General features: G+C 55.1%; 7 protein-coding genes. 4 read left to right on the top strand and 3 right to left on the bottom strand.

Features of this window, described 5'->3' with window-relative positions; translation table 11 throughout:
- Positions 1–97 precede the first annotated feature (97 nt).
- Positions 98–1,498: a glucuronate isomerase gene (gene uxaC, locus BK816_RS01270; protein ID WP_071163559.1), complete on the top strand. Its 1,401-nt coding sequence runs from the start codon at positions 98–100 to the stop codon at positions 1,496–1,498.
- A gap of 187 nt (positions 1,499–1,685) precedes the next feature.
- On the opposite strand, the gene BK816_RS01265 is transcribed toward uxaC, so the two are convergent.
- Complete coding sequence (locus BK816_RS01265; protein WP_071163558.1) at positions 1,686–3,155, bottom strand: MFS transporter; 1,470 nt, start codon at positions 3,153–3,155, stop codon at positions 1,686–1,688.
- A gap of 211 nt (positions 3,156–3,366) precedes the next feature.
- Between BK816_RS01265 and BK816_RS01260 the strand changes: the two genes are divergently transcribed.
- Positions 3,367–4,596, top strand: coding sequence for an FAD-dependent oxidoreductase (locus BK816_RS01260; RefSeq protein ID WP_071163557.1), 1,230 nt, complete (start codon positions 3,367–3,369; stop codon positions 4,594–4,596).
- Between the two features lie 115 nt (positions 4,597–4,711).
- Here BK816_RS01260 and BK816_RS01255 read toward each other — a convergent pair whose 3' ends face one another.
- A complete protein-coding gene (locus tag BK816_RS01255) occupies positions 4,712–11,134 on the bottom strand; it encodes a S8 family serine peptidase (protein WP_071163556.1) in 6,423 nt (2,140 codons plus the stop codon).
- Between the two features lie 384 nt (positions 11,135–11,518).
- On the opposite strand from BK816_RS01255, the gene BK816_RS01250 reads away from it, so the two are divergent.
- On the top strand, positions 11,519–12,604 hold the full coding sequence (locus BK816_RS01250) for an FUSC family protein (protein ID WP_071163555.1): 1,086 nt from the start codon (positions 11,519–11,521) through the stop codon (positions 12,602–12,604).
- Positions 12,605–12,667: 63 nt separating this feature from the next.
- Positions 12,668–14,344, top strand: a complete 1,677-nt coding sequence (locus BK816_RS01245; RefSeq protein ID WP_071163554.1) for an OmpA family protein — start codon at positions 12,668–12,670, stop codon at positions 14,342–14,344.
- A gap of 124 nt (positions 14,345–14,468) precedes the next feature.
- On the opposite strand, the gene gluQRS is transcribed toward BK816_RS01245, so the two are convergent.
- Entirely contained in the window at positions 14,469–15,500 is a 1,032-nt protein-coding gene (gene gluQRS, locus BK816_RS01240) for a tRNA glutamyl-Q(34) synthetase GluQRS (RefSeq protein WP_236842341.1), read from the bottom strand.
- Positions 15,501–15,556 lie beyond the last annotated feature (56 nt).

Raw genomic sequence — 15,556 nt, 5'->3', positions numbered from 1 at the left:
CAACAGGGTTTCATAACAACATTCGCATTGTGGCTGGAAGCAGTCTATGATCTTTCCTAAAGGCTAATGTCTTAACTGCATTGGAGGAGTTCTAGCCATGTTCTTAAACGACGATTTTTTGCTCACGACTGACACTGCTCGCGAGTTATTCCATCAGACGGCAAAAGATTTGCCGATTGTGGATTATCACTGCCACCTCGACCCGCAAGAAATCGCCGATGATCAGCCTTTCAGCGGCATTATCGAAGCCTGGTTGGGCAAGGATGGCGCCGGCGACCACTACAAATGGCGTTTGTTGCGCGCAAATGGCGTTGACGAAAACTTGATTACGGGCAATGGCGATGACTGGGCCAAGTTTGAGGCGTTCGCCGGCACCTTGGAACGGGCGGTAGGCAATCCGGTTTACCTTTGGACCCACCTTGAGTTGCAGCGCTACTTCGGCATCACTGAGCCCCTAACCCGCGCTAGCGCTCGCCGCATTTTTGAACAGACCAATGAAATGATTCAGACTCCTCAGTATTCGCGTCGCAACTTGCTTCGCAAGCTCGGGGTAGAGATCGTTTGCACCACTGATGACCCAGCCGACGATCTGGCCGCCCATCAGCAGTTGAAAGACAATGACTTCCAGGTCTTGCCGGCCATGCGCCCAGACGCCGCCCTAAACGTAAATAAGCCGGCTTTCGTGCCTTGGCTGGAACGAATGGAACAGGTGCTTGGCCGCGACCTCAACTCCTTCGAGGATTTGACCGGTGCCATTGACGAGCGCATCGAGTTCTTCCACCAGATTGGTTCGCGCCTATCCGACCACGGCTTCGACTTGCTGCCTTTCGCTACCGCTAGCGCATCCGACCTCGATCGCATCTTTGCGCAAGCGAAGGCTGGCAAGGGCGCTGACTTGGATGCTACCGAGGTCGCCCAGTACCAGACCGCCCTCATGCAGGCGCTAATGCGCTCGTACCACCAGCGCGACTGGACCATGCAACTTCACGTGCACGCGGCCCGCAACCTCAACACCGCCGGTTTTAAGGCCCACGGTGCCGACACTGGTTATGACGCGATCCGCGATGGAGCTCTTTCCCGTCCACTCGCGCAGTTGCTAGATTCCATGACCGCAGAAAACAAGATTCCGCGCACCATCATCTACTCGTTGAACGCCACCGACTACTTGCCGATTGCCACCACCATGGGCTCGTTCCAGGGTGAAGTTCGCCAGAAGTTCCAGCTAGGTAACGCATGGTGGTTCAACGATACTCGTACCGGTATTCGCCAGCAGTTGCAGGTGATGGCTGAACAGTCTCTCCTAGGGAACTTCGTTGGTATGACCACCGACTCCCGTTCCTTCCTGTCCTACCCACGTCACGAGTTCTTCCGTCGCATCCTGTGTGAACTCATGGGCGAATGGGTGGCACGCGGAGAAATCACCTCCGATATGGAGCACCTCTCCGGACTGGTGAAGGATATCTGCTACACCAACGCCCGTTCCTACTTCAGCAAGTAGACAAACAAAGCGGTCAGAGGGCAGAGCACACAAAACTGCGCCCGTTTGCGCTTAGCTCAACACTTTTGAGCGGGCCAAACACCTTGCAGCCTTCCCCTTTGATCAATACCTAAACTAAAAGCTACCGACCAGGTCCTCTCTCGAGTTCCTGGTCGGTAGCTTTTTAGGTTTTAAAGCAAGCTCTACCCTATTCGCCAGCCATCGGCTGAGCGGTGTGCTCTGGGAGTCGCCAAGCGGCTAGTGCAGCGATCGCAAAGGCGGAGCCAAAGACTAGGAACACCAAACTTGCCCCACCCGCAGCCAGCAGCTTCGGGACAGCTAGTGGTGCCAAGATGGCAGCTAGGCGGCCAACAGCAGCTGCCGCTCCGGTGCCGGTACCGCGTAGCAAAGTCGGGTAGATTTCTGGTCCGATGGCATACAAGGCACCCCAAGCACCAAGGTTGAAGAAGCTCATGGCACAGCCAAAGACGATGATTCCCACCACCCCAGTTTGGGTGCCGAAAAGTCCAGCAGAAAGCGCCGAACCGAGTAGGAAGATGGCAAGCGTCCAGCGGCGGCCAATCACTTCAATCAGCCATGCCGCCATGGCATAACCTGGGAGCTGCGCCAAGGTCATGATCAACGTAAATTCAAAAGAGCGCACCAGCGTAAAGCCCTGCATGGTCAGCAATGTTGGGAGCCAAATGAAAGCCCCGTAGTATGCCAAGTTGATGCAGAACCACACGACCCACAGGGCAATCGTGCGTGAGAGGTAGCGTTTTTCGAACAGGTGCTTGAGGCTCGGTTTGAACTCTAGAGTTTGGTAGTTGGGTCGCTTGCCAGCAATCTCGGACATAGTATTTTCGGCATTTTCCATGGTCGAGTTCGCGGATTCACTCCCCACCCCGATAACTTTCCCGGTTGCGGTTTCTACACTGGCCGAGGACGCCAAGGGGGTCGGGTCGACGGCAACCGAGGCTGATGGCACCGGCGAGGTAACTCCGACTCCAGCTTCGAATTCAGCCACGACGGACTCGGCCTCGGCAAACCTACCCTGACTTTCTAAAAAGCGAACCGATTCCGGCAAGTGCCGACGAACCACCCAAGCATAGGCGGCAGGCACAATCCCAACTAGCAAACAGACACGCCAACCTGCCCAAGCTCCGAAAGTTTTTGGCACGATGAAGTAGCCCAACAAAGCGGCACCAATCCAGCCGACTGCCCAAAAACTTTCAAGCGCGACTAGCATGCGGCCACGAATGCGCTGTGGGGCAAACTCGCTAACAAGGGTGGAGGCAACGGGAAGCTCTGCACCCAACCCAACCCCGACCAGGAAACGCAAAATGAGCAGCATGACCAGTCCGGTAGAAAACGCGGCCGCCCCGGTAGCCAAACCGTAAACCAACAGGGTTAAGGCGAAAACGTTCCGCCGACCGATCCGGTCAGCTAGCAAGCCTCCAAGGCTAGCCCCAAGCATCATGCCAAGGAACCCGCTGGAACCAAGCCAACCGGTCTGCTCGTGGGTCAACCCCCATTCTTTGGCTAGCGCGGCCATAACGTAACTGATTAGTCCTACATCCATGGCGTCAAGAGCCCAGCCGATGCCAGAACCTACTAGCAACTTTTTGTGGGGACGTCCGAAGGGAAGGTTATCTAAGCGATCGGTACGCTCGCTCATAGTGTTCGCTTCTTTCTTTACAACTAGTGATAGATTGAGTTAATTGCTTAACACGATGTGCTGTAGGGTACTTTAGTGTGGAAAGGATAACCCTGACAAGTAAGTGTGACTAATTGGCAATTTTTGTGAGGAACAATTACGCAGATTTCACCTTCTTGCTTTGCGTGATAAAGTCGCAACCAGTGTTAGCAATGAAAAAGGAGCAGATTTCATGCTTGACGTAGTTGTGGTCGGCGCAGGTTTGGCTGGCCTTTCCGCCGCCGGTGTTTTGTCTTTAGCCGGTAAGAATTTTGAGATTTGGGATAGCGCCGATCAGGCTGGTGGCCGGATTCGGACCAATCGACATGAACGAGGTTTCCTCCTTGATGAGGGTTTTGCTCTATTGAATCCAGCTTACCCAGCGGCGAAGCGCATTTTTGATTATCAGGCGCTGGATTTGCACGCTTGGGAGCAGGGCACCGTGGCTGCTCACACCGGCTCCGATGGGCGCTTGCGCTCGTTGACTTTGGCTACTCCCCTAGGTCATGCCGGGGCATTGAAGCAGGCCATGAAAGTGCTTGGCCCGAAGGATGCTTTGGCTTTGGCCAAGTTGGTGGCCAAGCCCCCACAGACCAAAACTTTGGGGCAGGCACTAGCGGAAGCTGGGCTCAATCCTGCTTTGGAGCAGATTGTTCGCCGTTTTCTTTCAGGCGTGGTGGCTGATCCCGATTTGGGTTGCACCGCTACTTTTGGGGCTTCCTTGCTTCGCTTTTTCGCCCTCGGTAAGCCTTCTTTGCCCGCTCAGGGCATGGGTGCGCTGGTAGCACAGTTGACTGCCAAGTTGGCTCAACCAGTGAAGTCGCGTCGTCGGGTGGAAGCTTTGCGTTTGCACCCCGAGGGCGTCGAACTAGATTTTGTGGATGTCAATGAGCACGGTCAGGCCGGCGAAACTCAGACCGTCAGCGCTAAGCAGGTGATTTTGGCGGCCGGTCCGAAGGCTTCGGCTAACTTGTTGGGCCTGGAAGCTCCGCAGATGGGTAGCCTTCGCACTTGGTGGTTCGCGACCCCGACTTTGCCTACCGATTCTCGTATGTTGCACCTTGATTGTGATGACGATTCGCCGATTAATCATACGGCGGTGGTTTCCAATGTTTGCCCGTCTTACGCTCCAGCTGGCTGGCACTTGGTTGAGGTGACGGCTGTGGGCGCCGAGCCGACTGACCGTTTCTTGGCGGCCGAGGAAGTTGCTGCTCGCGCGGCCAGCATGATGGGAGCCGAGGCCGATGATTGGGAGCTCCTCACCTACCAGAATATTGCGAACGCCCTGCCTCGAGTGACCGGCAGCGAACTGGCAGTTGATTCTCCGCATTTGGTGTTGGCGGGCGATACCGCGCACGCCTCGATCAACGGGGCACTTGAATCTGGCGAGCGCGCAGCCGCAAGAGTGCTCGAGCGGCTCTAAGACTTCCGTTAGGGGGATAAACACCGAGGCCGACCTCGGCCAGCAAAACTAAAAGGGGCTGGTGGGAAGAAGTAGTTTCTTCCCACCAGCCCCTTTTTACTGGCGTTTTAGCCGATCACCGCAGGTAACCCTGGTTGTGGGTCAGGCGGTAGATGAAGGCGGCCATGGCGTTACGCTGGACCTTGCCGCTTGGACGGTAGGTGCCGTCCTGTTCGTAACCAGTGGAAACGTGGGCTAGTTTCATCCACGCGATCTGCTTAGCGAACATGTGGCTGCCGGTAACGTCGGTGAACAAGCGTTCATTGGCGTCGAATTCCGGTACCACTACGCGGGCAACGTCTGGCGAGACTGCTTGCGGGAACTTCTGAGCGAAGCGCTGCAAGAAGGCGGCCATTGCTTCACGGCTGATTTCTTCGGATGGGCGGTAGGTTCCATCTGCCCAACCGGTGGAAACACCGCTCTGCTTCATCCAAGCGATCTGCTTAGCGAACAAGTGGTTCGCTGGCACGTCCTTGAACTCGGCACCCTTAGCGACCTTGACTGCTGGGCTACCGGCTAGGCGGTAGAGGAAGGCAGCCATGGCTTCACGGGTGATGTTGTTGTCTGGACGGTAAGTGCCATCAGCCCAACCAGTCGACAGACCGCTTTCCTTCATCCAGGCGATTTCACCGGAGAAGTAGCTAGCAGCTGCCACATCCTTGAACGGATCCTTAACCGGCTTCGGAGCTACCTTCCAAGCGACGATTGGTTCGAGCTTGGGGTTGGTTGGCTTCGGTGCTGGCTTAGGCTCAGGCTTCGGTGCTGGCTTTGGTGCTGGAGCCGGCTTGGGGGCTGGCTTCGGAGCCGGGGTCGGCTGTGGCTTCGGCTCAGGCTTAGGCGCTGGCTGTGGGGCTGGCTTGACCGGAGGTAGCGGCTTGGGGGCCGGCTTCGGGTCAGGCTTGACCGGTGGTAGCACAGGCTTAGGCTCTGGTTCCGGCTTCGGCTGCGGCTTTGGTGCCGGAGTCGGAGCTGGCGCTGGAGCTGGTGCCGGGGTTGGCTTCGGCTCTGGCTTCGGCTGCGGCTTAGGTGCCGGAGTCGGAGCTGGCGCTGGAGCTGGTGCCGGGGTCGGAGCCGGGGTCGGCTGCGGCTTAGGAGCTGGCTTCGGTGCCGGCTTGGGGGCCGGGACTGGAGCTGGCTTAGGCTCTGGCTTTGGCGGTGCTGGGGTTTCTAGCTCGAGGACCATGGGGACCTGACCTGCGAAGACCAGCTTGCCATTTTGCCATTCGGCCTTAACTTCACCACGTTCACCGTTAATGACGGCGTAGAGCTTGGAACCAGCTGGTGCTGGAACTGCGATCGTGCCCTTCAGCGGAGCGAACTTGCGGTTGTGGTTGAGGCTGACGCGGCTGAGTCGTTCGGTGACCTTTTCTACCTTGACGGTGAGCTGGTCGTCGGAACGGGACTTACCGGTGAAGGTGTAGCCATCCTTTTCGAGGGTGCGCTCGTTGACCTTGAGGGTGACGGTGACCTGCTTGAGGGTCGGGTCGCCAGCCTGGTCGGAGGCGGTCAAGGTGAAGGCGTTGTCGCCCTCGGTGAGCGCTTCCTGAGCGAAGGCACCGGTGAGGGTGGGCTTGCCGGAGTCGTCCTTTGCCTGGTAGTTAGCGAGTACGCGTTCGACTAGTGCCTTGGCATTACCGAGGTCTTCTAGGTTCACCTCAAGGGTGACCTTTTCTGGACCGGTGATGGTTGGGGCGAGGTCGACGGTGAAGTTAACTTCCTTGGTGCTTTGGTTGCCAGCGGCATCCGTAGCGGTGAGGACGTACTTGTGAGCACCGGACTTGGCCTTGCCGAGTTCGTGTTCCACGGTGAGCTTGCGGGTAACTTCCGGAAGCTTGTCGCCGGGGAGGAAGGTCGGCGAGTGTGCCAAACCAATCTTGGAGCCGTCAACTGGGGCATCTGGGTTTTCTGGGCTGGCCACTTCTGGCGTGTTAGGAGCCTTGACTCCCTGGCCGTCTGGCGAGTCCGGAACACCGAGGATGAGGTTGAACAATGATGGGTGCATCATCATTTCGTCGATGCCGTTTACGAAGTAGTTGTTTTCGGCCTTGGCAACTTCCTTGCCATCTAGGCTCAAGGTCAACTTTTCGTTGTTGGCGTCTTCACTGTCAGCGGTGAACTTGACCTGGCTTGGGTCGCGAACTACCTGGAGTTCGTCAACCCCGGCGGAGGTCAGGGTCGGCTTGTCGGTGTCCTTGACTACTTCGAGGATGGTGCGCCAGGCGTTGCCGGCGTAGTCCGCGAAGTTCACGAAGACGAGTCCGCTGTTGGCGTCCACGTCCCATTCGAAGGCGCGAGCGTTAGCTTCTTCGCCTGGCTTGGGTAGGTTGTGGAAGCGGCGAACGGTGTCACCGTTGATCTGGAGCTGGTAGCCAGCACCATTGTCGGAGACTGCACCGGCGAAGCGTACCTTGTCCTGGTTGGTGTAAACCTTCAGGTTCTTCATGGTTGGTTCGGTGAAGTGGATCTTCGGTAGCTCACGGTCTGCGTAGAGACGGTAGGAGCGGTCGAGGACGATCGCGTTTTCTTCACTGACAGCCACGAAGCGGTAGGCGACGAGGGCCTTAGCCAATGGCAAGGTCACGGTGTAGTTCTGGGTACCATCTTCGTTCACCTTGCCGAGGTTGGCGGTGATGGGGGCGGCCATGACCATTTCGCCAGGCTTGCCCTTTTCCTTGGTTTCAGCGTGGGCTGCTGGGGTCACGGTGAGTGACTTGACGGCCTTGCTGAGCTGACCCTTAACGGTCAAGGTGTGATCGTTCCAGTTGATACCTGGGTAGGAGGTGTCGTAGGCGTAGATCTGCTCGGACTGCTTGTAAGCCTGCTGGAAGGAGATCGAAACTTCGTTTTCTTCGTTCTCTTCGTTTCCACTGGCCGAGGGCGTCCAAGTTTCCTTACTGGTGGCCTTGGCAGTGTTGCCGGCGGCATCGCGAGCCAAGACAGTGACGTTGGAGTCCGCAGGCGATACTGGGACGTCGAGTTCCCACTTACCGTCCTTGGTCTTCACTGGGTCAACGCCAACGGCGTAGACTTCACCGGGCTTGCCGGAGTTGTCCTGGTAGGTACCGGTAACGTGAACGCGACCTTGTTCGTCAACCTTTGGCTGTCCATCTTCACCCAAGGTGACCTTGGAGGTGATGGCAACTTCTGGGGCGGTGGCATCGTAGTTGAAGGTGAGGGTGGTGCTAGCGACCACGTAGCCTTCCTTCGAGAGGCCTTCGAACTTGAGGGTGTTTTCGCCCTCGGTTAGTTCAGCGAAACCACGCCAGGTGAGGTCACCGTCGCCACGACGGACGGGGAAGGTGTTGCCGCCGAAGCGGACCTTTTCAACCTTGACTCCACCGTTTTCCACTACGGTACCGGAGAGGACTAGCTTGCCTTCCTTTACCCACTGGGAAGCGGGGCCGAGGTCGGCATTGTGGAAGCTTTCGTAGCCATCTACAGTAACTGCACCGGCACCGGAGACAGCCACGGAAAGCTGACGGAGGTTACCGGCCTGGTCCTGTGCCACTACGGTGATGTAGGGAACTTCGTTGGCCTTCGGGATGGTGACGGTGTAGTTGTCGCCATCGCGGGTGACTGCCAAGCGTTCACCGTTGGGGTGGAAGGCGGTGACACCACAGACACCGTCCTCGGTGCAGCGCTTGCCATCGTTCGGGCTGACGCCAGAGGTTGCGTCGGTGACAGTCAGGGTCAAGGTGCCATTGCCGTCAGCACCAATGGCTGGGGCTGGGGCAACTACAGTTGGGGCGTCGGAGTCGACGCGGAAACGTAGTTTGGTTTCCTGCCAAGGCTGGTCATCGCTGAGGCGAGACTTGACTTGGTAGATGTACTGACCATCTGGCAAGTTCTTGAAGCCAAGGGAGTTGGCGTCGAAGAGTTTACCGTTGAACATACCTTCTTGGATGGGCTCACCGAAGTGCGAGACAGGGTGCTTGGTGAAGTCGCTCGCTAGTGGACGGGAGAGACCGTAGGATTCACCGACGCGGAGTAGCTGCTTGCCACTTTCGTCGAGGATGTTCATTTCGACCATGGAGGCGTTACGTAGCAGCGCTACGATCGGCAGGATCTGGTCGTGGTAGCCGTCGTCATTCGGGCTCAACCATGGGTTGTCGTTAGCAGCCGAAAGCTTCGGGGTGGGCTTGGTGTCATAGATGCCCAGCTGGGTCTTGGTGGGGTTCGGGTAGGTCTTACCGTTTTCCGCCTGACCTTGGTAGAGCTCCTGCAAGAGGCCTTCGCCTGGTTCCTGCAAAATCTTTTCTTCGTTCCAGTCACCGGCGAAAGCTAGGTAAGGCAGGTGTAGGTTCGGCTGGTCTTGGTCCTTTGAGTTGAAGGCGACGAAACCGTGTGCCCAGTGGTTACCCTTACCGACCTTCAAGGTGGCATTAACGGTGACGGACTGGCCAGCCTTAACAGTCACTTCGGACTTGTCGAGGGTTAGGGAGTCAGTCTTGGAGAAGACGGTGTGTAATTTTTCGCCTTCTGCTGCGGTTTCATTAACTACCTTGGCAGCTGGAATGGTGAAGGTATAGTCCTTGGTGCCACGGTTGGTGAGGGTCATCGCGAAGCTCTTGGAGCCCTTGACTTCCTTCAGAGCGGCAGCACCCTTTTGGTTGGCGGTGACGAACACGTTGGTTCGAGTGGCATCGTCAACCTGCGCTAGACCGGCACCCATCTGGCGGACCGAGAATGGCACGCCGTCCTTTTCGAGCACCTTGGCGGTATTCATCAAGGCTACTTGGGATAGTTCTAGGCGCTGTGCCGGGGAAAGGTCCGGGAAACGCTTTTCGAATGCCTGGTTTAGCTGAGCGGACAAACCGGAGACGTTTGGTGCGGCCATGGAGGTACCGGACATAACGCCATACTTGTTGTCATTGAGGGTGGAGTAAACGTTGCCACCGATGCCAGCTAGCTGTGGCTTGAAGTCGAGCGATGGGCTCGGGCCCCAGGAGGTGAAGGAGGATGGTTCACCGACACTGTCTACCGGGACGGCAGCTAGGGTGTCGGAGAATTCCACGGTCATATCTGGGTGTGCCTTAAGGGCTTCAGCCAGTTTGACACCGTCGGAGTGACGGAGGGTGACGCCGAAGAATTCGAAGCCTTCAACCCCTGCCATGTGGACGAATTCTTCGCCACCGTTGGTGTGGTTGTAGAGGACGACACCGGCTGCACCGGCTTCCTTGGCGTTCTTGAACTTGTCAGCGAAGGAGATGGCACCACGTTCGATTAGCGCGTACTTGCCGGAGAAGTCCTTACCAGCGAAGTCATCTGGCTGGCCCACGCCGGCAGCTAGCAAGCTGATTGGCTCGCTCGGGATCTGACCGGTAGCGTGCAAGTATGGGAAATTGAAGTCTTCCCCGGCACCGTGAGTGCTGGCCTTAACCTGCATGGTGTAAGCATTATCCACGGAGGCAATCGAGAGAGCAGTTGGGGTGGTGGATGGGCCACCAACTGCCGCGTTGTCGAGCATGCCCCATGATTCGCGCTCGTCGCCCGCATCCGAGGTCGAAAGACCGGCGTTACCGGCGGAGATGATTACCGAAATACCCTGATCGGTCAGTTTCTTAACGGCAATGGCCACACCGTCACGAGGATCGGTGAAGCCGTTTGAGGAGCCAAGCGACAGGTTCACCACGGTGGCGCCAAGTTTACCGGCATCTTCCAACGCAGCGATGATGTTGTCGTTAGCAGCGCCCTTAGCGATTGCTGGAACGTTAGAGAACACCTTCATGGCTAGTAGCTGGGCGTTCGGGGCTGAACCGTTAACGCGGCCATTAGAGGCGGCATCTGCTGGGGTACCCTTTTCGTCGCCGTTAGCGGCAGCGATACCGGCTACGTGCTGGCCGTGAGGATCTTCAGAAGCGGTGTCTTTAACTACGTCCGAGGAGTCAGCGTAGTTGTAGCCGCCGGGTACCTTACAGGTGAAACCTGGCTGGATCTTCTTGATCTTGACGGTCTTGAGCGCTTCTGGGCCACAGCTACCATCGGCGTTCATGCCGTCAAGTTTCATATCCTGGTGCTTGACGTCGATACCGGTGTCGACGATGGCGATAACCTGGCCTTCACCCTTGTAGCCGCGCTTGGCAGCCATCTGGGTGGCCTGGGTCAGGTCATTAGCGTGGGTGTCGGTTGGGTAGTAGAGGCGTTCGCGTACTACTGAAGCGACTCCTGCTTCCCCCGCAATTGCTGCTAGGTTGAAAGCGGGGACAGTTGCCGAGAAACCGTTAACCAGGTATCCGAACTGTCGCTTTACTTTAAGGTCGTATTTTTCACTTAGTCGTTTAATCAGTTCTGCTTGACTGTCCTTGACGGCCTGCTCTGAGGAGAGCGTGGCGTCTTTGGGCTGGTCTTTGAGCAAAACAGTCACGTTTACGGGAGCGGACTGTACTTCCTCCCCCGTTTCACGTGGCACTACTGGGACTGCGTTGGCCGAGGCCGGCAACCCGAGCCCCGTCCCCGCCAGCGCCGCAGCAGCGCAAACAGTTACTAGTTTTTTCCGCACGGATCCATCCAATCTGTGGTCGTTACATTAATCTATCTAAAGGATAGGTAAATAATCCTAAATGAATATATTATTTTTAATTACGAAAGTATTAAGATACAAAAATACCGTTACCAAAACTTAATCTTCCCAATTTGCAATTAATCCACTATTTGCAACGTTTAGTAATGCTCACACTTTCCTGCAATACCTTTTGGGCAAAATTAAATAGTAAAAACTGCTTTACTTTTAACTTGTTTCACCATCCGCCTTGTTATGAAGTGAGCGACTCTTATTTCCTACTGTGACTGGTAGCCATATTTGTAGAGATTGGCGACATCTGATTGCTTGGAGGTTTGTCGAGGCATAGAGTGGTTTTGTTCCAAAGTGAAAAGGGGAAGTCTAATGCCACAGTGGTTGCGTAGCTTTTGGCGAGTTATTAACGAAGATTTGCCACATTTGCAGGCCGACATGAAAGCTGCGCAAGGCTTTAAAGGTAAAGCCCCAATCTTTGCTGGGATTGCCGCCAAAGCGCTAGTCACTCTCCTCTTCTGTGTGTTGTTTGTGGTGGCTTTTATTACGATCCTCGGACAAGAGAACGCGATTGTGGGTGTAGTGGTCCTCCTGAGCGTTTTGACTTTCCAGAAGATTCATTTTGGTTACCACACGACGCAGGGCGCAATCAGCCTGTTCGGCATTTTTGTGTTGTTTGCGGTGGTCCCACCTCTCGCCTTATATCTAGGTGGAGTGCTCTCAATCCTTTTAATGATGGTGACTTTGTTGCTTATCCTGATTGTGGCTTGTGACCGCGTTGAGTTCCACAACCATATTGTTTTGGTGCTCAGTTTCCTTTTACTTTATGGCTACCCTGCCTCTCCGCAGGCGCAATTACCGCGTGTGGTGGGGCTGTTGCTTGGTGGGGTGTGGGCGGCCTCGATCTATTACCGCAATAACCAGCACAATGATTCTCAGAGAACTCTGGGAGAGGTTTTTCGTGATTTCGACCCTCGAAAAAAGGGCGATGAGTGGAAACTGAAACTGGCAGTGCTGGTGCCGGCGGCAATGGGCTGTGGAGCGCTCTTAGGGTTAGATCGCGTCATGTGGATTGGTATCGCTGCTATGTCGGTCCTTTCCCCCTATGAGCATTTGCGTGCTACCAAGATGATTGAACGCTTCTTGGGTACCTTAGCTGGTACCGCCTTGTTCTATGCCATGACTTTGATTCCTGGCATGACCCCCACTTTGGTTGGCCTCTCGGGTGGTTTTTTGGTGGGATTAACTTCTGCCTACCGGTACGAAACAATTTTTAACTCCCTAGGTGCTTTGAGTGTCGCCATGCTGCTGTTAGGCCCTAACGAGTCCATTCTGGCTCGCATTGCCGACAATGCTTTCGCCATCATCTTTGTACTGGTCATGGTCTTCTTGATCGACTATGTGGTCGACAAGTGGCAAGAAAAGTTCGGCTCCCCCGCTGATCCGGTGGAAATGTAAGCGAATTTATTCCCTTTCATACATATAATGTGCTTGAACGCCACACAGAGGAAAGGGAGCTAAATGAATCCGCAAGCTAAACAAAACATGCAGGATACTGTTTCTGAAGGCTTCGTATCTGCTAAAAAGTCGGCTTCCAGCACTCCGCTTGCATCCAAAGGTTTGCGACTGAAAAAAGCTATTGTGGCTGGCGGTTTACTCTTCTCGCTAACGGCACTTTCGGCCTGTGGTAGCGCCCAATCAGGTTCCCCGGCGGATCCCCCACAAAACGTGGCTTCAGCTAAATCTCCCGAACCAACTTTAGAAGTTGAGATTGATCTAGCCCCACAAACCCCTGAAAGCACCCCGCAAACTGCAGAAAAAGAGGTAACTGCAGAAGGAGAAGTATCTGCCTCAGTTGAAATTGCGGGACGTGGAACCTTTGACGACACTCCAGCAAGGGTGGAAGCCACCTCAGCAGTTGGTAATGACCAATACTTGGTAGTTCCCCTTAAAATTGTTGATGGCCCAAAGAAAAAATTCAGGTTACTCGATTCCGGCGTTGGGATCACTATCATGGATTTGAAAACCAAAGCACTCTCAACCTCATTAAATGATAAGTGGCAGCTAAGGAAAACCAAAGTTGGTGAACAAATGGTCTTGGTTTTCCCAGCCAATAAAGACATCCATGAAGCCACCATCTATTTGGATGGTTATGGGGTCATCAGTGGAATTCCAGTAAAGGCAGAGGCATCCTCCGGCACCACCGTCGCCAAACTCATGGATGGGGTTAAGCTCGCTAAACCTGACGATTTAAAGAAAGCGGTTTCCTCATCTATCGGTTCAGTGATTGCTGACCTGGATGGCAACGATGTGGTGGAAATTAGCAAAAATAATCTAACACTAAATCTTAGTAGCGATATTGGTTTCGCAGTGGATTCTGCGGATTTGAGTGATAAAGCGAATCAAACACTTCAATCAGCAGTCGACAATGCCAAGATCTTCAAATCTGGTGGATCTATCACTGTGGTTGGACATACCGATGATGTTGCAGATGATGCATATAATCTCGATCTTTCGAAACGTCGAGCTAAAGCTGTAGGGGATAAACTACACGCCCTCGGCTTGCCCCAAAACTGGCAGGTTGCTACCGATGGTAAGGGGGAATCAGAACCGCGAGTCCCCAACGATAGTGACAACAATCGAGCCCTTAATCGACGAGTAGAGATTAGGATCAATCCAGTTTCCCCAGATGAGGCAACGACTGGATTTATTGATGCAAGAGCCAAGGCTCCCCTGCCCCCAGCTCCGCAGTTGACCGCGACTGGACCCGAAGGACTAAAAATCGTGGGGCTCAATGATCACGTCATTGAGGTTAAAATCCCTCAGCTTTGGAGAAAAGATGGATATCTTTTTGGACCGGTTAAGTTAAATACGCTTGGTAAAAAATCAACATCTGTCGCTATCGGGTCTATTAGTTACCCCTCATATAAACCTGGTTTTAACCACTGGGATCGATTAAAGGTAGGAAACGTCCCATTGGCACTTCTGAGCGGCGAATTACGATACTTCCCCCTAGAGTTTAAAAATGGCAAGAAGTTCCACGTAATGACCCCATTCAACACTACATCCGAAAAAGATAATGTTTGGTTGATGTGGCCAGATCCCGGCTCGGATAACATCACTGTTGATTCAGTCGATCCCAGAGGACATCTACCAAGCTGGCGCTTGACGAATATTCCAGTTAAAGATCTGGACTAGTGCCACTCGCCCAATACTGGGCCTGCCGTTACACGTAACAGGCTTAGTAGCTGATGGGTAGCAGCCCCAACCCATGCGCCTTGATTCTCTTCGTACGGGTAGTTTTCGGGTCGTAAATTTGGGGCTAAATCCCCGAAAAGACCCAGGGTTCTAGGGGCATACGTTTGAGAGTTTCGTAGTCTAGGACGTCCAAAAGTTCCTCGAGCGAGCGAGCGGCACCAACTTGCTCACCGAGCCCCAAAGATTGGGCGATAGCCCCAATGATTTGTGGGATTTCTACGCCAAGTTCGGTAAGTTGCGGCAAGGTGACCGCCCCATCACGTTTCGCCAAGCGCTCCCCTTTTTCATTGAGTGCTAGGGGAACGTGCACGTAGATAGGTTGCGGCAGGCCGAGGGCGGAGCCCAAACAGGCTTGGGTGGGTGCCTGCGAAAGCAGGTCATCTCCTCGAGTTACTTGGTCCACCCCTTGGAAGGCATCATCAACGACAACGGCGAGGTTGTAGGCGATGGCTCCGTCATTGCGACGTAAGACCACATGGTCAACTGGGCCGGTGTAGTTGCCGTGGAGTTCGTCGAAGATTTCCCAAGTGTCTACAGGGGCGCGGAAGCGCAGCGCAGGCTGGCGCCCCTGGCGGGCGAACTCTTCGCGCTTTTGCGCGCGTTCGTCCTCGGTCAGCCCAATGCAGGTGCCTGGGTAATGACCGGGTGGAGTGTGCGGGGCGGAGGCGGCCTCGCGAATGTCTTTGCGGGAACAGAAGCATTCGAAAAGGTGCCCTTTGTTCGCCAAAGTATCGAGGGCGGCCAAGTGGGCAGCGTGACGACTAGTCTGAATGAGCACTTCGCCGTCATAGTGCAAACCCAACTGTGCAAGCTGTTCCAGCTGGCGTTCAGTTGAACCGGCACGCACTCGATCTAGGTCCTCTACCCGCAAGACGCAGCGTCGCCCGGTGGCCCGGGCCCAAGCGGAAGCCAGAATCGCGGTGCGAAGGTTGCCCAAGTGCAAGTCCCCAGTAGGTGAAGGGGCAAAACGCCCGCTCCCCTGGGGATTTATCGAACGGGCAGAAGAATCCTCGGTTGCGGTGGCAGCAGGATCTAGTCTGCTGCCGGCCAATTGTTCTGGGCGCTCTGGGGTCATGGGGTTGGCTGAAGCTGACATGTTCCCCAGTTTAACGCGATGGCCAAAAAGTGGGGCACGCTAGTTGGATTAGCTAG

The organism is Boudabousia tangfeifanii (assembly GCF_001856685.1).
Classification (GTDB): Bacteria; Actinomycetota; Actinomycetes; order Actinomycetales; family Actinomycetaceae; genus Boudabousia; species Boudabousia tangfeifanii.
This window is presented reverse-complemented; position numbering and strand designations above follow the sequence as displayed.